Raw genomic sequence first — 21,417 nt, 5'->3', positions numbered from 1 at the left:
GAGCGCGGACGACTGATCCCGCCGAGGGAAAAGACGCACATGAAAGTAGTTGATGGGACTACAGATGGAGTCGCCTACCTGAGCTTTCAAGCCGTCACCGACAGTTTGCAGATCGCCACATGACTAATGGTCGAAAATAACCCGAAATATCTTGAAAAAAACGGCCCACGGCTGTCGCCCCCAGATGCGATGCTCTTTATACTGACTCCCCGTTTGCGCACCGCTCTAGTGCATACGGCCGGAGCGATGTCCCCCTCCAACTTCCATTCAGAGCTGCCGCAAAAATGAGCCTGTTCTCCGCTGTCGAAATGGCACCACGCGATCCAATCCTGGGCCTCAACGAAGCATTCAACGCCGATACCCGTACGACCAAGGTCAATCTGGGCGTAGGCGTCTACAGCAACGAAGAAGGGAAAATTCCTCTTCTGCGTGCCGTTGCCGAAGCCGAGGCCATCCGCGTTGCTCAACACGTCCCACGTGGCTACTTGCCAATCGACGGTATCGCCGTTTACGACAAAGCCGTGCAAACCCTGCTTTTCGGCGCTGAATCGCCGTTGCTGGCGTCGGGCCGCGTGCTCACTGTGCAGGCCGTCGGCGGAACGGGCGCCCTGAAAGTCGGCGCCGACTTCCTCAAGCAGCTGTCGCCGGACGCCGTGGTTGCCATCAGCGACCCAAGCTGGGAAAACCACCGCGCCCTGTTTGAGACGGCCGGTTTCCCGGTGCAGAACTACCGCTACTACGACGCTGCTACCCATGACGTAAACCGTACCGGCATGCTCGAAGACCTGCAAAACCTGCCAGCGGGCTCCATCGTCGTGCTGCACGCGTGCTGCCATAACCCGACAGGTGTCGATCTGACCCTCGAAGACTGGAAGAAAGTCCTCGAAGTATTGAAAGCCAAAGGTCACGTGCCGTTCCTCGACATGGCCTATCAGGGTTTTGGCGACGGCATCGATGAAGACGCCGCTGCGGTGCGCTTGTTCGCAGATTCGGGTTTGACCTTCTTCGCTTCCAGCTCGTTCTCTAAATCGTTCTCGCTGTATGGCGAACGTGTTGGCGCGCTGTCCATCGTCACCGACTCGAAGGAAGAAACCGCGCGCGTCCTGTCCCAGGTCAAGCGCGTGATTCGCACCAACTACTCCAACCCACCGACCCATGGTGCGACGATTGTCGCCGCAGTGCTGACCAATCCTGAACTGCGTCAGCAGTGGGAACAAGAACTGGCCGAAATGCGCCTGCGCATTCGCGGCATGCGTGAAGAGATGACCCAGCGTCTGGCTGGGAATGCAAAGGGGCAGGATTTCAGCTTCGTCGCACGTCAGCGCGGTATGTTTTCGTACTCGGGTCTCACCGTTGAACAGTGCCAGCGTTTGCGCAACGAGTTCGGTATTTACGCGCTCGACACCGGCCGGATCTGCGTGGCTGCGTTGAACAAAGGCAACATCGACGCAGTGACCAAGGCGATTCTGGCGGTCATCTAACGCATCGTTGTATGTCCCAGCTTGTCGGCGAGCCAATCTGACGGTGTGAACCCGTTCCAACGCCTCGCGAATGAATTCGCTCCTACAGATTGAAGCCATACGCAGCTTCCTGTAGGAGCGAATTTGTTGGAGAGACGGCCTGGCGGGTTGAACCAATTTCTACGCCGCGCGAATGAATTCGCGCCTACAGAGTGCGCAGCGCCTACTGCGCGTTCTTTCTGTACGCCATCGAATCATCCATGCGCTTGAGGATGTAATCTCCCGCCGCCACTGCCGGATACAAACTTGCTCCCGCATCAATGCCCAGGTCGCACGGGTCGACCATGGCGCTGTAGGTCGGGCCGTAAGACGTTGCGATGGAGTAACGCTCGTGCCCGGATTTGTTGATCACTCGATGCAACGTCGAGCGGAAACGGTCATTGGACCAGCGCGCCAGTAAATCCCCGACATTCACCACCAGGATGCCTTCGATGGGCGTCGCGTCGATCCAGCTATTGGTCGCCAGTTCGCGCACCTGCAAGCCACCGCTGTTGTCCTGATACAGCAACGTGATGCAGCCGTAATCGGTATGCGGCGCCACCCCGAACTGGTCGGTCTCGGCCATGGGAGGATGCGGCGGGTACTACACCATCTGCGTGCGTTGCAGCGGCTTCCCGTATTTAGGGGTGAAAAAACCCTGATCGAGCCCAAACCGACCGCAACCGCTTTCAATAAATCTGCCCCGGCAAGGCCAATCGCTGCGTAGTAGTTATCCAGTGCGACACGTAACTCAGGCATGAACGCCGGCCATTGATTGGGGCCACGCAACGCTTCACCCGCCAACACGCAAGGGTCGTCTTCGGGCAACCCCAGGCCCATGCTGAAAAACTCTTTGAAGTCCGGCTTGGTCGCCTCGTACATCAACGCCCCGCCCAAGGCGTGCCAGCCACGGTGACGCTTGTTGACCGCGACCTGGCGCTTGACCTCGGCAGGATGCGCGAAGAACGTCTTTGCGGCCGCCACGGCAGCATCGATCACCGGCTGCGGCACGCCGTGATTGATGATGTAGAAAACCCGGTTTCGCCGCACGCCTGGCGAATTGCATCGCCGACACGCCGGATGCTCACGGGGTCGCCCTCGCGCACACCGGCCATGTCGATCAGGAGAAGGTTGGCATCGACGCTCATCGTGGTCTGCTGTCGGGTGAATCAATCGGGTGAATCAAAATGAGTGATCCGCAACGCTGTATAGACAGGTGAAGCATTTACTGTGCCGTGGTGATAGAGCGTGCAGGCGGACGCACGCTTGGCAACCCCACACGTGCGCCGCGTGAGTTGCGCCACGTGAAAGTCTTCTCGCTGATAAGCGCCCTCCCAAAGATGTTCTCGCTGCCGGGTATCGGCATGGTGCACCCCTCCCCGCGTTATCGGCTTGGGAGTCGGATGCCGTTGAACGGTGCGCACAGGTCGGGCTGAGCCAGGCGGTTGGGTGAGGTGACGCGTAACCGGTCAGCGGATTTATCGAACGCGTGTCGTGCATTGCCCTCGATATCTGTAAGTCCTGTGAATGGCACATGACAGAAGAGGTGCTTATGGATACCCCAGACAACCAGCAAACCACCGAACGTAACGACCCGGCGATTGACCCTGATACTCCGGACAACAACATGGGCCAGGATAAACAGCCTTCGCAGGATCAGTCTCAGGGCGGCAGTGCTCAGAGTCAGACGCCTAAGGAGGACAACCCTGCGCAGGGGAATCAGTCCCAGGACAATAAAGGGGCGACGTCCACTGACAACAGCTTCACCCCGGACTTCGAACCTGAAGAGGCTGAACCCGTGGACGAAACCAGCGAGCAGAAGCAAACCGGCGAGATCGACGCCGACATCGACACCCAAGGCGGTTGATCCATCCAGCGCAACCCATCTGTAGGAGCAAACTTGTTGGCGAGGCGTCGTCTTGGTCATACGCATACCTACGCCACGCGAATGAATTCGCCCCTACAGGCCGTCTTATTAACGATTGCATAGCACCCTAATTAACCGGCACGATCAGGCCTGCCTCTGCGCTTGCAGACCTTGAATAGCTCAGTCCTCCCGGAGCGTCGTCGGTAATGGTTCAAACCACTCCTCAGCAGGCCCCTCGCGTCAGCACCAAGCTCACCCCCCTGGAATTTCGCGGGATGGTCGCAATTCTGCTGTCTATCGCGCTCGCCACGCTCGACACCGCCATCGCCAACACCGCGTTGCCCGCCATCGCCGCTGACCTGAATGCCTCCCCCGCTGCCTCGGTATGGATCATCAACGCCTATCAACTGGCGGCCGTCGCGACGCTGCTGCCCCTCGCGGCGCTGGGTGGCGTCATTGGTCATCGCAAGGTCTACCTCGGCGGTCTGATCCTGTTCGTCGTCGCCTCGGCGCTGTGTACGTTTTCCTGGTCACTGCCGACGTTGACCATCGCCCGCGTTCTTCAGGGCCTGGGCGCCGCCGCCATCATGAGCGTCAACGCCGCGCTGATCAGCTCTATCTTTTCCTACGAACGCCTGGGCCGAGGGCTGGGGATGAACGCCCTGGTGGTGGGCACCTCGTTCGCTGCCGGGCCGACCATCGCCTCGCTGGTGCTGTCGGTCGCCAACTGGCCGTGGCTGTTCGCGATCAACATTCCCATCGGGATTTTCGCCTTGGTGTTCGCCTGGAACTCGCTGCCGGCGAGCAAAGCCGGGACGCTGACCTTCGACCGGATCACCGCACTGCTGAACGTCATCACCTTTGGCGCGTTGATCTTTGCCCTCAGCGAGGCGACGCAACTGGGCTCCATGACCACAGTGATGATTGCGCTGGGCTTTTTTGTGGTCGGCGGCGCGCTGATGCTCAAACGCGAGGCCGGACATCCGGCGCCCATGTTTCCGCTGGATCTGCTCAAGCGGCCGATGTTCGCGTTGTCGGCACTGACCGCGTTTTGCTCGTTCGCCACCCAAGGCTTGGCGTTTGTTTCATTGCCGTTTTTCTTCGAAACCACCTTGGGCCGCGATCCGGTGCAGACCGGTTTTCTGATGACGCCGTGGTCGGTGATTGTCGCGATGATCGCGCCTTTCGCCGGACGCCTGTCTGATCGCTACGCGCCAGGGCTGCTGGGCGGTATCGGTCTGGCGATTCTGTGTGCGGGTATGATCTCGCTGGCGTTGATGCCGGCCGATGCGAGCGCCTGGGAAATCGGCGCACGCATGGTCCTTTGCGGCCTGGGCTTCGGCTTTTTCCAGGCGCCCAATCAAAAGGCCTTGATGACGAGCGCGCCGAAAAACCGGGCCAGTGGTGCCAGCGGCACCATCGCCACCGCCCGCCTGATCGGTCAGGCCACCGGCGCCGCGTTGGTGGCGCTGAGTTTTGGAATCTCCAGCGAACACGGGCCAGTGCTGGCGCTGAGCATCGGTGCGTGTTTCGCGGCGGTGGGCAGCATTGCCAGCGGTTTGCGGTTGGTGACCAAGCATGAAACCGCCAACGGTTAAGCAGTCCTCGTCGGCAGCAATTCAAACTGCAGGCGCGAATTCATTCGCGCGGCGTCAGGACGGGTTGTCATCGTCAAGATCGCCTCGCAAACAAGTTCGCGCCTACAGAACATCATTTGTTTCATCAACAAAAGGACACACCATGAAGCTTCTGCGTTACGGCGAAAAAGGCCAGGAACTCCCGGCGATGCTCGACAGCAACGGTGGCATTCGTGATCTGTCCGAATACATCATCGATATTTCCGGCGTGTCCCTGAGCCCGGACAACCTCGAAAAACTGAGAGCCCTAGTTCCGGAATCGCTGCCGTTGATCGAAGATAATCCGCGCCTTGGCCCCTGCGTGGGCAATATCGGCAAGTTCATCTGTATCGGGCTCAACTACGCCGACCATGCTGAAGAAACCGGCGCCGACATCCCCAAAGAGCCGATCGTTTTCAACAAGTGGACCAGCGCCATTGCTGGCCCGAATGACAACGTCGAAATCCCGAGAAACTCGAAAAAGACCGACTGGGAAGTCGAGCTGGGCGTGGTCATCGGCCAGGGCGGACGTTATATCGATGAGAAGGACGCCATGGACCACGTGGCGGGCTATTGCGTAATCAACGATGTGTCGGAGCGCGAATTCCAGATGGAACGCGCAGGCACCTGGGACAAGGGCAAGGGCTGCGACACCTTCGGCCCTCTCGGTCCGTGGCTGGTGACCAAGGATGAGATTGCCGATCCGCATCAGCTCAACCTGTGGCTGGAGGTCGACGGCAAGCGCTACCAGAACGGCAACACGCGCACGATGATTTTCCAGATCCCGAAACTGGTGAGCTACCTCAGTCAGTTCATGAGCCTGCAACCGGGCGACGTGATTTCCACCGGCACCCCGCCCGGCGTCGGTATGGGCGTCAAGCCGGAGCCAGTGTTCCTGCGTGCGGGCCAACGCATGCGCCTGGGCATCGACGGTTTGGGTGAACAGGAGCAACTCACCGTCGACGCCTGATTGCGCCGACGCTTCCCTGTCTGCTGCCGTAGCTGTAAGCCGCTGGTTGGCGAGACGGCTTCATTGATTCGACCGGAGGATGTCTCGGCGGCAATAGCCGCAACCGCCTCAGTCGCTGGTCAGTTTGGCCAGCGGGCAATTCCCGCAGTACGCCAGCCCGCCGACCCGGTAACGCACACAGCACACGCGGCGCTGGCGTTTCATATCGCTCTGGCCTTGCACCTGAACGTAGCGCACAGGTTGGAACAGCGGATTGCGACGCCCGTCCGGGGTGTTTTTCGCCGCAAGCAATGCGTGGCCGTCAGCAAGGTTGGCATCGGGCATGGCCGCAGCCAGAACACCCAGCAGCCACTCGAGGTAGTTGCCGGCGTTGCTCCACAGCACCTTGGGCGAGATGCGAACGTGGCTGGCGACGGTTTCGATAAAGGGCCGTAAATGGCCCTCAACCAGATCATCGAATCGAGCGAACGGGTCGGCATAAGCGGTTTGATAGGAATGTCCGGCATGGGGCAGCCTGAACGCCAGAGGCTTGGCCTGTTCATCCAGCACCACGGCAACCCGATCCAGGGTCACCGGGACCTGCCAGTCGAGAATCAGCGACGCCGCCACCACGGGCGGGATCAAACGGACGAAGTAGTGCTTGGTCCACATCGACGCCAGCCCGCGACGATCGCCCGCGCCGTACTGCATCGCGAAGCGCGCCAGTTGCTGATCCAGACAGTCCGGTTTCAGCAACTCACTCATGGGCAGGCAAGGCGTCGAATCGTCCTTCAGGATCAGGGCCTCGCGGTACCCGGCAAACTCGCCGATGAACAACGGTTCAAGCGCAGGAATCAACCGACTGCTCCCCAACGCCAGAACCGCGTCTTAATGCACACCCCGCCGCGCCAGCACCAGCAATCCCTGCTCAAGTGCGGGAAACAGGCTGTTGTTGAAGTTATTCCAGCGCATCTCGAGGATGGTATCGGTGGGCGCGATGCGCGTGTCGAGCACGTCGAAGATCACTTCGCCGGAATCGATGCCGTTATCGACGTAATGAAACGATGCCCCCGTCATGTCCACCACCGGAATGTCGATGGATTCACGGGTTTGCCAGTTCACCACTTTCTTGCCCTGCGCACCGTACAGCGCATCCAGCGTGGCGCAGGCGCCACGGCGCTCATAAGGCGATTCGATCCGGGTAATGCCGGGATGAATATTGACGATCTTGCGATGGAAATCCGCGCCCTCGCGCACCAGTTCATCCAGGATCACCAACAGCCCGTCGAGCACCACCACGTCGGCGCCCAACGCGTGCAGCTTTTCCCCCAGGCGGCGTTCGAAATCCGATTTACCGGCCGCACGAGCGCTATCACCCAGCGGCAGATTGCGATACGTCGAGGGCACGTTATCCAGCAGTTCATTGACCAGACGCCCCTGCACGCGCAGGTCGGCCGGGTAGAACCAGTGCTTGCCCTGCCCCGGCGCGAAGCCGTAGTCCTTTATGTTCTCGCAGTCGCGGGCTGAGTCCGGGTTGTCGTCGCAGATCACCCCTTCCAGCGAATAGATATCACCCAGCGGTGTGTCATTGAGCGCCTGCACCAAGTGCTCCAGCGGCGACTTCATGTAGCGTTTTTCGTCTTGATAATCAACGTACTGACCGGCCTTGTCCGCCGCGCCATTGCGCAACGACCAGACGTACACAAGCTTGGTTTTTGCCATGTTGTTCAGACTCACAAATGAACGGGAAGCGTGCGCCCGTCGACGCCTTCGGCCATCGCCACCACAACTTTGCGCTCGCCGCTGAACGGTTTGCGCGAGTGGGCGGTGAGCATGTTGTCGAGCATCAGCACGTCGCCGGTCTGCCACGGGAACACCACTTCGCACTCGTCGAGCACGCTGCGGATTTCACCCAGCGCATCCTCTTCCAGCGGGCTGCCGTCGCCGTAGTACACGTTGCGCGGCAGACCTTCTTCGCCGACGGTGTCGAGCAGGATTTCCTGCATCTCAAGGTCCAGATTGGACAGGTGAAACAGGTGCGCCTGATTGAACCAGACCCAGTCGCGGGTACGGGGATGCTGCGCCACGCCCTGACAGATCTGTCGGGTACGTAAGTCGCCGTCCTCGTTCCAGTCGCAGCTGATGCCACGCGGACGGCAGTAGGCTTGGACGTCGCTGGGCTGGTCGGTGTTGAACACTTGTTGCCAGGTCAGGTCCAGGCCGTTGCCGTAGTTGCGCACATACATCAGGCGCTTTTCTTCGAAGCGTTTGCGCAGCGCGGGGTTGATGCGGCGGAACACATCGCGGCTGTCGGCAATCGGCGTTTCGCCTCCGACCGCTGCCGCTTTGGCGCAGTAGAACCAGATGCGCATCGGCCATTCCTGGGTGTAGGCCTGTTCGTTGTGCAGTGGTATCGAGCGGTTGGCCGGGTATTCGGTGGAGGTGTAGACGCCCTTGCCGGTGACGCGACTGCGGGGAGTGGAGCCGAATTCATAGTTGAGCAACGGATGGCCGAAGGCGGCGGCAAAACGCTGGAAGCCTTCGGCGCCGTCGGTGGCAAAGCCGCTGAGCAGCACGGCCCCGTCTTGCTCCAGGCGCTGGTCGACGATCGCGCGCAACGCGGCAAATTCGGTCTCGATGCTGGCACCGGGCTGCGCGGGGTATACACGCAGCGGGAAGCCTTCTTCAAGGTGCAGCAGGTTTGGGGTGAGCATGCTCATGTTCATAAGCAAGGTGCTCCAATGGCAGGAAGGTGGGGGCGATTCAGGCCATGGCCTTGCGCAGGCTCAGCGGGCGCATGTCGGTCCAGGTGGTCTCGATGTAGTTGAGGCAGGTTTGTTTGTCGCCTTCGATGCCGACGCTTTTCCAGCCTTCGGGGATGGCTTTGTAGTCGGGCCAGATTGAGTATTGTTCTTCGTGGTTGATGACGACCCGGAATTGGGTGTTTTCGCTGTCGATGCTCATGTTTAGCCCTCGGTGTGTTGATGTGCCGCAAATGATGCGGGCTTATCTACAAGACGATTGAGGGAGCGGGATGGTTAGTGGTTTGTCTGAAAAAACGAGTTGCCGTGGGTGGATGCAAAACCTGTAGGAGCGAATTCATTCGCGAGAGGCCGGTGTGGTCGTTGCTGTTTCTGAGCGCTAGCCAATGCGGCTCGACTTTCTGACTCGCTGCTTATCGCGTGTATATCCGTTATCTCAGGTGATGCTGATATTGGTTTCGCTTTTACAGCGAGTCACTTTTGAAAAGCGACAAAAGTAACCAAAACGCTTTTGCTCCCGGTTTGGCCCTCCTTCGTCGGGTTCCCTCACTCCGGCGATGCTCCGTGGGCGCGCGCCGAACGGACATCCATGTCCTGACGGCGCTTGCCGCGCATCCATGCCCGGCAGCCCACTGCGCATCGCCTGCGTTCGGCCTGCACCCAGGTCGCGATTTGTGGTGTTTGGGCTGGCGTGGGTGAAGATCAAGGGCATTCGCTTTTCTGCTTTGGGCGCTGGGTCGGGCTTTGTTACAACCACACCGACCTCTCGCGAATAAATTCGCTCCTACAGGTTTTGCGCCATGCCGGGCTTTTGAGTGATAGACAAAAATGCGTATAGGTTTTGTGTCGTGCCGAGCTTTTGGATACGCCGCAAAGTGCGACTTTGGGAGGCCGAACGCAGGCGTTGCGTACGGGACAGCGCGGCATGGATGCCGCGCTAGCCGCCCCCGGCCATGGATGGCAGATGGCCGATGGCGGCGTGTCCCCGGAGCAATGCCGGAGTGAGGGAACCCGACGAAGTCGGGCCGGACACGGGAGCAAGACCTTTTGGTTACTTTTGCGGAGTTTGGCAAAAGTGACTCGCTGTAAGAGCGAAACCGATCTAAGCATCACCCCCGGTGTCAGGATAGTTGTCGCCTCTCCGGTTTTTCCTAAAAAAGTATATCGGGGGCGGAAAGAGACTGGTCGTGCCGTACTATTCACCTGAACGCAGAGCCGCATTACTCAAGATGCTGCTTCACCCGCTGAACCTGTCGATGGCCGAGGTTTCCCGGCGCGAAGGGGTCAGCGAAATGTCTTTGTCCAACTGGCGCAAACAGCTCAGTTCTGAAGGAAGTGCAGTGTCCGAAAACAAGTCGCTGACCGAGAACTGGTCAGCCGAAACCAAGTTTGCTGTCGTGCTTGAAGCCGCCGGTTTGTCCGAGATCGACCTGGGTGAATACTGCCGCCGCAAAGGCCTTTATCCCGAGCAAATCACGGCTTGGCGACAAGCTTTTATCACCGGCCAGAAATCGACCAAAGTCCAGCAGAAAGAAGACCGCGAGCAAGCTCGTAAAGACAAGAAACGCATCCAGGAACTTGAGCGCGAACTGCGCCGCAAAGACAAGGCGCTCGCTGAAACAGCCGCGTTATTGGTGCTGCGAAAAAAGCTCAACGACTACTGGGGAACGACCGACGACGAGGCCAACTAACGTCTCTGCCAGAGCGGCAGTTACTCGTGGCCTGGCTGGGCGAAGCGGTCGCGGCGGGAGCCAGAAAAATCAGGGCCTGTCGGGAAGTTGGTCTGTCGCTGCGCACCTTGCAACGGTGGACTCAAACAGACGCTATCCAGACCGACGCCCGTACGACGGTCACACGGCCAACGCCACGAAATGCGCTGACCGAGGCAGAGCGACAGGCCATTGTGACGCTGTGTAACAGCCCGCAGTATGCCCACTTGCCGCCAAGCCAGATCGTGCCGCGACTGGCCGACCAAGCCTGTTATCTGGCGTCGGAGTCGACGTTTTATCGCGTCTTGCGCGCAGCGGGCCAGCAGCAACATCGAGGCCGTAGCCTGCGGCCCAGAAGACACGCAGCACCGACAACACACGCAGCCAACGCACCCAATCAGGTGTGGTCGTGGGACATCACGTATCTGCCGTCGCCGGTACGCGGCAAGTATTACTACCTCTATCTGATCGAGGATATTTACAGCCGCAAGGCCGTGGGCTGGGAGGTCTACGACGTGGAGAGCGGCGAGAAAGCCGCCGCACTGCTGCAACGCAGCGTGATAGGCGAGCAGTGTTTACGCGAACCGCTGGTGCTGCACTCGGACAACGGTGCACCGATGAAGTCGGTGACATTGCTGAGCAAAATGTATGAACTGGGCATTACGCCTTCGCGGGGACGACCGCGTGTCAGCAACGACAATCCCTACTCGGAGTCGCTGTTTAGAACCCTGAAATACTGCCCGCAATGGCCGCAGGATGGTTTTGCCAGTTTGGATGCTGCTCGGGCTTGGGTGAGGGGTTTTATGCGCTGGTACAACAACGAGCACCGACATAGCCGCATCCGGTTCGTCACACCGGCTGAGCGGCATCGAGGACTGGATCATCAGGTCTTGGCCCAGCGACATGAGCTGTACGAACGAGCGAAGGAAAACAAACCGGAGCGTTGGTCAGGTCGGACGCGTAACTGGAAGCCGATTGGCACCGTGCTGCTGAATCCGGATCGAGAGCAACAGGTCGAGAAAAGAGCGGCATAGTTAGACGGTGACGCGACAACTACCTTGAAAAACGCCGATCACCCGAGGTAACGGATATACACCCAATAACCAAATCGTCAGATAGCCCAGATGCATTGGCTAGCGCATAAAAAAAACGCCAGCCACACCAGCCTCTCGCGAATGAATTCGCTCCTACAGGTTTTGCGCCATGCCGAGCTTTTGAGTGATACACAAAGCGCGTACAGGCTTTGTGTGTCACCGCAATCAGATGGGCATCACCCCTTCCCCATTACCAGCGAAACGCCACAGTCCCAAGCACCGTGCGCTCTTCACCCCAATAGCAACGACCCGCGTTGTTGCAACCCGACACATACTCCTTGTCGAACAGGTTTTTCGCGTTCACGTCCACCGACCAATGCTTGTTGAAATCGTAGCCCACCAACGCATCCACCAACGTCACATCGCCGGTTTTCAACGTGCCGTACAACGACGGGGCCGTGTACGCGAACGTATTGTCGAAATAACGAACCCCGCCACCCACACGCAAACCGTTCAACGCACCGTCATAGAAGCGATAAGTCGCCCAGGTCGACGCCTGATTGCGCGGTACACCCGTCAACTGATGATCTTCAAACAACGAACCAGGACTGTCCTTGACCAACCGTGCATCGGTGTACGTATAAGACGCCGTGAGGCTCAGGTTTTTGGTGACATCGCTGTTGGCCTCAAGCTCCACACCCTGGGACTGGCTCTTGCCCACCTGACGGCTGAAACCATTGCTGCCGGAGATCACGTCCTTGGTTTTGGTCAGGTCGAACACAGCAGCACTGAACGTGGTGTTCCAGCCCTTCGGCTCATATTTCAGACCGACTTCGTACTGCTCACTGAGAATCGGGTCCAGCAACCCGCCGTTAGGCTGCGACGACTGCTGCACCGGCGTGAAGGCCGTCGAGTAGCTCACGTACGGAGAAATGCCGTTTTCAAACTGGTACATGACGCCGGTCTGCCAGCTGAAACGGTTGTCCCAGCCGTCCAGGTCCGTTGCGGCGACGGCGGCGCTGCCGGCACGGGCCGCGCTGGCGCGGTTGCGGTACTCGCTCTGCACCCAGTCCTGCCGCCCGCCCAACAGGAAAATCCAGTTGTCGTACTTGCTCTGCAACTGCGCGTACGTGCCGTACATATGCTGATCGAGCTGGGAGTTCTGCACGTATTGGCTGGTGTTGGGCTGGACCGGCGAATACACCGGGTTGAACACGTTGATCGTGCCGCCAAGGCCTGCGTTCCAGTCCTGGTTGAACGAGGTGCGGTCGTAACTGGCGCCCAGCAACAAGGTGTGGTCGATTGCACCGGTGTTGAAGTGGCCTTCGAACTGGTTGTCCACCGAATACGTCACGGACTTGTTGTCACGGTCGTACGCGGTGCTGCTCAGCGTGCTGCCAAAACCGGCGTTGTTCAGATTGTTCGGCCAAGTCTCATGACGATCAATGCGCGACTGCATGTAGCGCGAGTTCTGGCGGAACTGCCAGGTGTCGTTGATCTGGTGGCTGAACTCGTAACCCAACGTCCAGGATTCGCGCTCGAAGTCGTCCCAGTTCGGGTTGCCGTTGAACTGGTCCTTGCCGATCTTGCCATTGACGTTGTTCAGCAGCGTGCCGGCGGCGGGATAGCCCAGCAGCAGTTTGGTGCGATCACGCTGGTAGCTGGAGAGCAGGGTCAACGCGGTGTCGTCGTTGAAGTTGAAGGTCATCGACGGCGCGATGTAGAGACGGTCGTCAGGCACGCTGTCGACCTGGGTGTCGGCGTTGCGACCGACCATCACCACGCGACCGAGAACGCTATTGTCATCGGTCAGCGGGCCAGAGACGTCCAGCGACAATTGCCGACGGTTGTTGCTGCCGTAGGAGAGTTTGGCCTCCCCCTGAGCCGTCTCGGTCGGGCGCTTGGTCACGAGGTTGACCAGGCCGCCCGGGGCGTTTTCACCGTACAGAATGGAGCTTGGGCCGCGGAACACTTCCGTGCGCTCAAGGCCGTAAGGTTCAGTGGTGGTGTCGTAGCGGTTGCCCTGCACCCGCAAGCCATCCTTGAGCAGTCCATAGCCGTAATCAGTGGCGTTATAACCGCGGATGTAAAACAGGTCACCGGCCAGGCCATCGCCGACCGCGAACGGTGGCGCGAAGATGCCGGGGACGTAACCCAGAATCTCGGTCAGCGTCTGCGACTGCTGATCTTGCATGCGCTGGCGGGTTACCACCGACACCGAGCGCGGGGTTTCAGACAGCGGCGTGCTGGTCTTGGTGCCAGCGGTACTGTTCTGTACCTGATAACCCACGGTCTGTTGGCCCTCCAGCGCTTCACCGGTAACCACCGAGTTTTGCAACTGCAACGCCGTGCCCTTCGTCGCGGGCTTTGCCGGTGCATCTTCCGCAGCCGCCATGCCGTGCCAGCTCACTGTGGCGATCAGCAGCGCCAGGGTTTTCACCTTGAAATCCATCTTGTTATTGCGAGCCATCTACCTTCCCCCTCCCTTTAACTCATCGCGGGGCCCCAGCCCCTTTTGTACCGTTGTATGTCAAAAAGCGAGAAAATGTAACAGAGAACCATTCCTATTACCATTGTGATTACGCTTAATATCAAATCGCCTTCCCTGGCGTTCGATCCGCGCATCAACGCAGGTTTACCGCTGCCGCCACGGAGGCGGCGAAGATGTCAGCCACCTGATCAATTTGTGCTGCAGTGATAATCAGTGGCGGCAGGAAACGAATGACGCTGGAGTGCCGCCCGCCTACCTCGATGATCAACCCACGCTGCAAGCATTGGCGCTGCACGGCCGACGCCAATGCGCCGTCCTGCGGCGGACGACCCAGCGCGTCCGCGCGGCCATCGGGATTGACCATTTCGACGCCCAGCATCAGCCCCATGCCGCGCACGTCGCCCAGTTGCGGGTAGTCTTTTTGCAGCCCGCGCAGGTGGCCGGTCAGACGCTCGCCCATGGCAGCGGCATGCAGATCCAGCCGCTGCTCGCGAACGATGCGCAGCGTGGTCGAACCGGCGACCATTGCCAGTTGATTGCCGCGGAATGTGCCGGCGTGGGAGCCCGGTTTCCAGACGTCCAGCGACTTGTGATACACAACCACCGCCATCGGCTGACTGCCGCCAATGGCCTTGGAAAGCACCAGCACATCCGGCGTGATGCCGGCGTGTTCGAAGGCGAAATTCTTTCCGGTGCGACCGACACCGCACTGGATCTCATCAAGAATCAGCGGCACCTTGGCCGCTTGCGTGATGCGCCGCACTTCGCGCAACCAGTTCGCCGAGGTCGGCACCACGCCGCCCTCGCCTTGCAGCGGTTCGAGGATCATGCCCGCCGGCAGTAACACGCCGCTTTCCGGGTCGGTGAGCTGGGTCTCGATGTAATGCAGACCGATGCGCTCACCCTGCTCGCCCCCCACCCCAAACGGGCAACGGTAGTCATAAGGAAACGGCAAAAACTGCGCGCCCGACGCCAGCCCGCCCAAGTAAGCCTTTGGCCCCAGATTGCCCATCAGGCCCAGCGCGCCCTGGGTCATGCCGTGATAGGCGCCGTGAAACGCCATCAGGTTGCTGCGACCGGTGGCGGTGCGCACCAGCTTCAGCGCAGCCTCCACCGCATCGGTCCCGGCCGGCCCGCAAAACTGGATGCGCGCGTCTTTTGCAAAATCCTGAGGCAACAGGGCAAACAGCTCGCTGATGAAATCGTCCTTGGCTTCAGTCATCAGGTCCAGCGTGTGCAGCGGGCGCTGACCATCGAGCGTATTGCGCATCGCCTGCACCACTTGCGGGTGGTTATGCCCCAAAGCCAGAGTGCCGGCCCCGGCCAGGCAATCGATGAACCAGCGCCCTTCGCTGTCCTGAACATGAATGCCTTGAGCGCGCTTGAGTTCCAGCGGGATGCGGCGCGGGTAGCTGCGCGCGTTGGATTCCACCGAGGCCTGGCGTTCGAGGCGTGGAGTGGGCGCAAACCGGTAATCGGCGTGGGCCAGCATCGCGTCCGGGCTGAGGTCGGAGATGGGCGTCACGTTGGTGTGGCTATGCATATTCCTGCTCCTGGAAATCCTGCGAATGAGGTCGTTCAGAAACCTGCCCGAGGGACTCGGCCAGTTGATGGATAAACAGCTGATCACGGACGATCGAGAGGTGGTCGGCGTCGATCCAGACCGAAGCCTGCAACGGGCCACCCATGCCCGACTCCAGAAGGGCCGGTGCGTTGTCGTTGTTTTCCGGCGAGCGCGTGGCCCACCAGGCATGAACCGGTGCGCTGGACGGATGAACCGTCTGGCATTGATTGGCCAACTGGCGCATGTGCCGCTCCACCGCCAGCAACTGTTGCCAGTGCTCGTCGCCCTCGACATCGCCATCGCTAATGGCGGGTTCAGGCATCGCGGGACGAGGCTGCCCGGCGCCCGGCACGTAGCCGTCGATCAGGCCCACGAATTCCACACGTTTGCCCAGCCGCGCCAGCAGCCGCGCCATTTCCAGCACCATCGTGCCGCCCATCGACCAGCCGATCAGGCGGTACGTCCCGCTCGGTTGCTGCTCAAGCATGGCCTTGACGTAATCCCGGGCCATTTGCTCGATGGAGGTGTCGCGCCAGCTGGCATTCAGGACCTGACGGTTCTGCAATCCCCATACGTCCCACTGCGCCGACAATCGACGCGCCAGGGCGTAATAACCCACCACGGTGCCGCTGACCGGGTGCACACAGAACACCGGCGGATGGGCGTTGGCGCCGCTGCTCAGACGGATCAGCGGGTTGAGCCCGTTAGCGGACACCACGCTCGTCGCCACCGGGGTTTGCACCGACGGCACGCTGTCCAGCAGCTCCACCAGCGCATCGCGATAGGCCGTGAGCAAACGCTCAATGGTCTGGCGACGGTAGCGCTGACCGCTGAAGCGGAAGGTCAGCCCCAGTTGCCCGGCGTACACCTGACCGTTGATTTCCAGCTCGCGGTTCAAAGGTGTTGCGGGATCAATCAGCGCCCCGGCCGAGGTCTTGGCCGGCGCGAATCGCCCATCGCCCAAGTCCTGGTCGAACTGGCCGAGGTAGTTGAACACCACCTTGGGCTCGGGCAGATCAGCAAGTTGCCGACGCGTCGCCTCGGTGCCCAGATACCGCAACAGCCCGAAGCCGACGCCCTTGTCGGGCAGGCCGCGAAGCGTGTCACGCACGCTGTGCAAGGTCTGCCGGATGCTGCCCACCGAACGCAGCCGCACCGGGAACAGGCTGGTGAACCACCCAATGGTGCGCCCTACATCCAGCGATTCGGACAACGCCTCGCGGCCGTGGCCTTCCAGGGCAATCAGGCTCTGGTCAAGACCGCCCCAGCGTTCAAGCGCCTGCACCAGCGCCGCGAGGAGGATTTCATCCACTCGGGCGTCGAGTGCCGCCGGGGCTTCGCGCAACAAGCGACGGGTCTGCGCCTGATCAAACAGCAGTTCGCACTGCTCAAGGTCCGCCTGTGTGGCGCTGCCCTGCGGCATCTCCACCGGCCAGGCCTGATCGGCGCTGCCCACCTGTTCAAGCCACTGCGCCGCTTCATGTTCCCGCGCCGGGCTTTGAGCAACCGACACCAGTTGTTGCGCCCAACGCTGATAGCTCACGCCTTTAGGCCCAAGCGACACCGGGGTGCCTGCCGCCAGTTGCGAATAGGCACGCGCCAGGTCTTCCAGCAACACTCGCCACGACACGCCGTCCACCACCAGGTGATGCGCCACCAGCAACAGGCGCTGACCGTGGGGCATCTGCGCCAGCACAACCCTCAACAGCGGGCCGTTTTGCAGATCCAGACTGCGTTGCGCCTGCTCGCACAGCTCAAGCAATTGCGCGTCATCAGCCACTTCGCAGACCCACAGTTGCGCAAGGTCGTCGTCCGGCGTCGGCAACTGGCGGTATGCCTGCTGCCAGCTCAGGTCGTCGCGCTGGGTGAAGCTCAGATTCAGGGCGTCGTGATGACGCAACACCGCATTCACTGCACGCGCCAGCAACGGCGCCTCCACCGGACGTTTGACTTCCAGCAGCAATGACTGGTTGAAGTGCCCACGATTGACCATCGACTGCTCGAAGAAATACGCCTGAATCGGGGTCAGCGGCAACTCGCCGCTGGGCGTTTCATCCTGCAAGGCGGACGGCAGAACCGGTTCGACGGTGGTCAGCCGCAGCGCCAGGTCTTGCAGGCGCGGATGGCTGAACACGTCCCTGGGCACCAGCTTCAGACCTACATGTCGCAAGCGGGTAATGACCGCCAACGACTGAATCGAATCGCCGCCCAGCTCAAAGAAACTGTCCTGGCGACTGACCTGTTCAATACCCAGCAGCGTTTGCCACACCGCCGCCAGTTGCAGCTCGCGCTCGCCTTGCGGCGCCTGATAGTCGTTGTTGCTCAGTTGCGGTTCAGGCAAGGCATTGCGGTCCAGTTTGCCGTTGGGCAACTGCGGCAACCGCGCCATGATCACGATGTGCGCCGGCACCATGTACTCCGGCAACTGGCCTTTGAGCTGTTGTTTGAGACTGTCCTCACTCAGATCATTGCCGCCCACGTAGCCGAGCAGGCGTTTGCCGCCTACGCCGTCACGCACCATAACCAACGCCTCGCGCACGCCATCACAGCCTTTCAGCGCGGCTTCGATTTCTCCGGCCTCGATGCGGAAGCCCCGCAGCTTGATCTGGTGATCGATACGGCCCAGGTATTCCAGCTGTCCGTGTGCGTTGAGGCGCACGCGGTCACCGCTGCGGTACAAGCGCTCGCCCGCCTTGAACGGATGCGGCACGAACTTCTCGGCGGTCGCGGCCGGACGGTCCAGATAACCCCGGGCCACGGCACCGCCCAGGTACAACTCGCCGGCGATCCCTTGGGGCAGCGGGTTCAGATCGGCGTCCATCACGTAGCCCTGACGATCCCCCACCAGATCACCAATTGGCGCATAAGCGGTGGTGAAGTCAGCGGTGGCCGCAGGCGCGAGCCACAGCGTCGGCGTGACCACGGTTTCGGTCGGACCGTAGCCGTTGATGATCACCTCGGGCTGCAAATTGCGAATCACGTCGTGCAGCATTTCGCGGCTGAAGGCTTCTCCGGCGAAGCAGTAGGTTTTGACCCCCGGCCCTTTGCCCTGAACACCCGCCCAGTCGGACAACTGACGCAGGTAGCTGGGCGGGAATGAGGCCACGGTGATGCCTTCGCGAATCAGCGTGTCGTAAGTCTGCTCGACGCTCCACAGCTCCTGGTCGCGCAGCACGACTCGGGCGCCGTAACACAGCGGCATCATCCAGCCTTCGTGGGCGCCGTCGAAGCTGATCGACAGGAAGTGGAATTTACGGTCTTGCGGCGTAAAGCGGTAACGTTCGCCGATGGTCTGGATGTGCATCGAGATATCGCCGTGGGCGATGGCCGCGCCCTTGGGTTTGCCAGTCGAACCGGAGGTGTAGATCAGGTACGCCAGTTGCTGCGGATGGATGACGGTGTCTGGTGCAGTGGTTGGCTGCGAAGCAACATCCAGCTGGTCCAGATTGAGCAACGCAACGTCGCCCACCGGCACCCGGTCCAGCGCCGCGTCGTGGCTGATCAGCAGCTTCACGCCGCCGTCTTCGAGCATGTAGCGCAGGCGCTCGGTCGGGTAATCCGGGTCCAGCGGAATGTAAGCACCGCCAGCCTTGAGCACGGCGAAGAACGCCAGCCACAGATCTATCCCGCGCTCCATGGCAATCGCCACGCGCACTTCGGTGGTCACGCCCAGACCGCGCAAGGCATGGGCCAACTGATTGGCCTGCTGATCGAACCGGGCGAACGTCAGCGATTGCTCGCCGTGGACCAACGCAATGGCCTCGGGACGCAGGCGTGCGTGGTCGGCGATCAACTCGTGAACAGGCCGCTGCGAGTAAGGAGAAAACGCTGGCGTGTTCCACGCCTCCAGGTCGGCCAGATCGCTGGCAGTCAGCAGCGGCAGGTCGCCAATGGCCGTGTCCGGACGCTCACAGACCGCGCTCAGTACTGTCAGCAGTTGCCCGAACAGGCGCTCGACCGTTGAGGCGTCGAACAGATCAGTGGCGTAATCCAGATAGCCGCTGATGCGCCCGTCCTGATGTTCGAACGTCCCAAGCACCAGATCGAACTGGGTGCCATCGATGGCCCACGGTTGCGGCTCGCAGCTCAGGCCGTCGAACTGCAACAGCGACAGATCAGGTTGCAGCTGGTGGTTATAGCTGACCTGAAACAGCGGATTGACGCTCAGGCTGCGCGCCGGTTGCAGCGCTTCCACCAGTTGCTCGAACGGCAGATCCTGATGCGCGTGGGCGCCGAGCAGGTTCTCTTTGACGTGCGCCAGCAATCGGCTGAACGGCTGGTCGCCGCTGACTTCGGCGCGCAGCACCAGGGTGTTGACGAAGAAGCCGATCAGGCTTTGCGTCTGCACCTCGGCGCGCCCCGCCACCGGCACACCGATGCGCACATCGCGCTGCCCGGTGAGGCGATACAACAGGCTGTCGAAGGCCGCGAGAAACAGCATGAACAACGTCGCATCCTGGTCCCGCGCAGTCTTGCGCAGTGCGTCCGCCAACGTCTGCGGCAGGATGAACCCGTGGCGCCCGCCCTTGCCGTCACGCTCGGCGGGACGCGAACGATCGGCCGGCAACTCCAGCACCGGTTGCTCATCGCCCAGTGCGTCACGCCACCAGCTCAGTTGCCGCTCACGTTCACGACCGCTCAGGTGCTCACGCTGCCAGGTGGCGTAGTCGGCGTATTGCACGGTCAGCTCCGGCAATTGCGGGTCGATGCCGGTGGAGTGCGCGCGGTACAGCGCCGCAAAATCCTCGAGCATCACTTGCACCGACCATCCATCGGAGATGATGTGGTGCATGCACATCAGCAGGCCCCACTGATCATCCGCCAGCCGCACCAGCGCCACACGCCACGGCGCCTGCTGGGCGTCCAGATCGAACGGTTCAGCCATGAAGGCCTGGGCCAGTGCCGCGAACTGCGCTTGAGGGTCGATCAGCGACTGATCCCCTGTCGCAGCGAGGCTTGCACGCGAAGCTGTCAGCCCAACCGAAACGTCGTGCTGCTCAATCGTCACGCTGGCAACGGGCAGAATCCGTTGCAGCGGCACGCCCTCCTCGCCGGGGCAGAAACAGGTGCGCAACGTTTCGTGACGTCGGGCCAGCGCATCGAAGCTGCGCTGCAACGCCTCGACCTGCAGATCGCCGGTCAGGCGCAGCACGCACGGCAAGTTGTAGGCCGCGCTTTGCGGCTCCAGTTGCGCAAGGAACCACAAGCGCTGTTGCGCAAACGACTGCGGCGCGAAATCGCTTTCGACACGTGGCAGCAACGGCGGCATGGCAGCGGCCACGGCCTGCGTGACGAGGTACTGCGCCAGATCCGCCAACCGCGGCGACTCGAACACGGCGCGCAACGGCAACTCCAGGCGCAGGTCACGACGCACCTGCGCCACCAGTTGAATGCCCAGCAGCGAATGACCACCCAGCTCGAAGAAGTTGTCCTGTCGACCGACTTTCGCCACGCCCAGCAAGTCTTGCCACAGCGCGGCCAGTTGGGTTTCAACGCCAGCATGCGGTGCCTCGAACGCACGCTGTTGCAACTGCGGTTCGGGCAACGCCTTGCGGTCCAGTTTGCCGTTGGCGCTGAGCGGAAAGCGTTCCAGCGTCACCAGATGCGCCGGGATCATGTAATCCGGCAGACGCTGTTTCAGTTGATTACGCAGTTGCGCTTCGTCGAACAGTTCAGTGCCCACTTCGGCAACCAGATAGCCCACCAGTTGCATGCCGCTCGCCAATTGCCGCGCCACCACCACCGCTTCCCTGACATGCGGATGATCCAGCAGCGCTGACTCAATCTCACCGATCTCGATGCGCAGGCCGCGCAGTTTGATCTGATGATCAAGACGGCCCAGATATTCCACCGCACCGTCTTGCCGCCAGCGCGCCAGATCGCCGGTTCTGTAGAGCCGCTCGCCGTTGCCAAACGGGCTGGCGAC

Annotated in this window: 13 protein-coding genes and 1 pseudogene (1 of these 14 cut by a window edge); 5 read left to right on the top strand and 9 right to left on the bottom strand. The window is 61.0% G+C overall.

The window, feature by feature from the left end; genetic code table 11:
• Nucleotides 1-284 precede the first annotated feature (284 nt).
• Nucleotides 285-1,481 carry an amino acid aminotransferase gene (locus OYW20_RS10900; RefSeq protein ID WP_268800686.1) on the top strand — a complete coding sequence of 399 codons (1,197 nt, stop codon included), beginning with the start codon at nt 285-287 and terminating at the stop codon, nt 1,479-1,481.
• Nucleotides 1,482-1,683: 202 nt separating this feature from the next.
• Here OYW20_RS10900 and OYW20_RS10895 read toward each other — a convergent pair whose 3' ends face one another.
• Nucleotides 1,684-2,085: a 2OG-Fe(II) oxygenase family protein gene (locus OYW20_RS10895; protein ID WP_268800685.1), complete on the bottom strand. Its 402-nt coding sequence runs from the start codon at nt 2,083-2,085 to the stop codon at nt 1,684-1,686.
• A gap of 236 nt (nt 2,086-2,321) precedes the next feature.
• Nucleotides 2,322-2,483 (bottom strand): annotated as a pseudogene (locus OYW20_RS10890) (2-oxoglutarate and iron-dependent oxygenase domain-containing protein); the annotation flags it as partial.
• A gap of 568 nt (nt 2,484-3,051) precedes the next feature.
• Here OYW20_RS10890 and OYW20_RS10885 point away from each other — a divergent pair.
• The 3 genes from OYW20_RS10885 (at nt 3,052) to OYW20_RS10875 (ending at nt 5,952) form a co-directional block, all read left to right on the top strand.
• Complete coding sequence (locus tag OYW20_RS10885; RefSeq protein ID WP_268800684.1) at nt 3,052-3,366, top strand: hypothetical protein; 315 nt, start codon at nt 3,052-3,054, stop codon at nt 3,364-3,366.
• 275 nt (nt 3,367-3,641) lie between these two features.
• Entirely contained in the window at nt 3,642-4,964 is a 1,323-nt protein-coding gene (locus OYW20_RS10880; RefSeq protein WP_268801097.1) for an MFS transporter, read from the top strand.
• 142 nt (nt 4,965-5,106) lie between these two features.
• Nucleotides 5,107-5,952, top strand: coding sequence for a fumarylacetoacetate hydrolase family protein (locus tag OYW20_RS10875; RefSeq protein WP_268800683.1), 846 nt, complete (start codon nt 5,107-5,109; stop codon nt 5,950-5,952).
• A gap of 108 nt (nt 5,953-6,060) precedes the next feature.
• Here OYW20_RS10875 and fhuF read toward each other — a convergent pair whose 3' ends face one another.
• Genes fhuF through OYW20_RS10855 form a run of 4 tightly spaced genes read right to left on the bottom strand, consistent with a single transcriptional unit; the run spans nt 6,061 to nt 8,895 of the window.
• The gene (gene fhuF, locus OYW20_RS10870) at nt 6,061-6,789 is read right to left on the bottom strand and encodes a siderophore-iron reductase FhuF (protein ID WP_268800682.1); all 729 of its coding nucleotides are present in this window, start codon (nt 6,787-6,789) and stop codon (nt 6,061-6,063) included.
• 30 nt (nt 6,790-6,819) lie between these two features.
• Nucleotides 6,820-7,653 (bottom strand): formyltransferase family protein, encoded by an 834-nt coding sequence (locus OYW20_RS10865; protein WP_268800681.1) that lies wholly within the window; start codon nt 7,651-7,653, stop codon nt 6,820-6,822.
• 11 nt (nt 7,654-7,664) lie between these two features.
• Nucleotides 7,665-8,645 (bottom strand): TauD/TfdA family dioxygenase, encoded by a 981-nt coding sequence (locus OYW20_RS10860; RefSeq protein ID WP_408005488.1) that lies wholly within the window; start codon nt 8,643-8,645, stop codon nt 7,665-7,667.
• Between the two features lie 49 nt (nt 8,646-8,694).
• Nucleotides 8,695-8,895, bottom strand: a complete 201-nt coding sequence (locus OYW20_RS10855) for an MbtH family protein (RefSeq protein WP_268800679.1) — start codon at nt 8,893-8,895, stop codon at nt 8,695-8,697.
• Between the two features lie 985 nt (nt 8,896-9,880).
• On the opposite strand from OYW20_RS10855, the gene OYW20_RS10850 reads away from it, so the two are divergent.
• A protein-coding gene (locus OYW20_RS10850; RefSeq protein ID WP_268800678.1) for an IS3 family transposase occupies nt 9,881-11,436 on the top strand; the annotation gives its coding sequence in 2 pieces (ribosomal slippage) (nt 9,881-10,343 and nt 10,343-11,436; 1,557 coding nt in all).
• 250 nt (nt 11,437-11,686) lie between these two features.
• Here OYW20_RS10850 and OYW20_RS10845 read toward each other — a convergent pair.
• From OYW20_RS10845 to OYW20_RS10835, 3 genes are all read right to left on the bottom strand, one after another.
• On the bottom strand, nt 11,687-13,831 hold the full coding sequence (locus tag OYW20_RS10845) for a TonB-dependent siderophore receptor (protein ID WP_408005509.1): 2,145 nt from the start codon (nt 13,829-13,831) through the stop codon (nt 11,687-11,689).
• Nucleotides 13,832-14,060: 229 nt separating this feature from the next.
• Entirely contained in the window at nt 14,061-15,470 is a 1,410-nt protein-coding gene (locus OYW20_RS10840) for an aspartate aminotransferase family protein (RefSeq protein ID WP_408005487.1), read from the bottom strand.
• Nucleotides 15,463-21,417, bottom strand: the end of a protein-coding gene (locus OYW20_RS10835) for a non-ribosomal peptide synthase/polyketide synthase (RefSeq protein ID WP_268800676.1). The gene runs 10,326 nt beyond the window's last position; the window shows 5,955 of its 16,281 coding nt (coding positions 10,327-16,281); its start codon lies beyond the right edge, outside the window; it ends in the stop codon at nt 15,463-15,465. Before OYW20_RS10835 ends, OYW20_RS10840 begins: the two co-directional genes overlap by 8 nt.

This window comes from Pseudomonas sp. BSw22131 (genome assembly GCF_026810445.1).
GTDB classification, from domain to species: domain Bacteria; phylum Pseudomonadota; class Gammaproteobacteria; order Pseudomonadales; family Pseudomonadaceae; genus Aquipseudomonas; species Aquipseudomonas huanghezhanensis.
The sequence above is the reverse complement of the archived record's forward strand: the minus strand, read 5'-3'. Positions and strand labels throughout refer to the sequence as shown.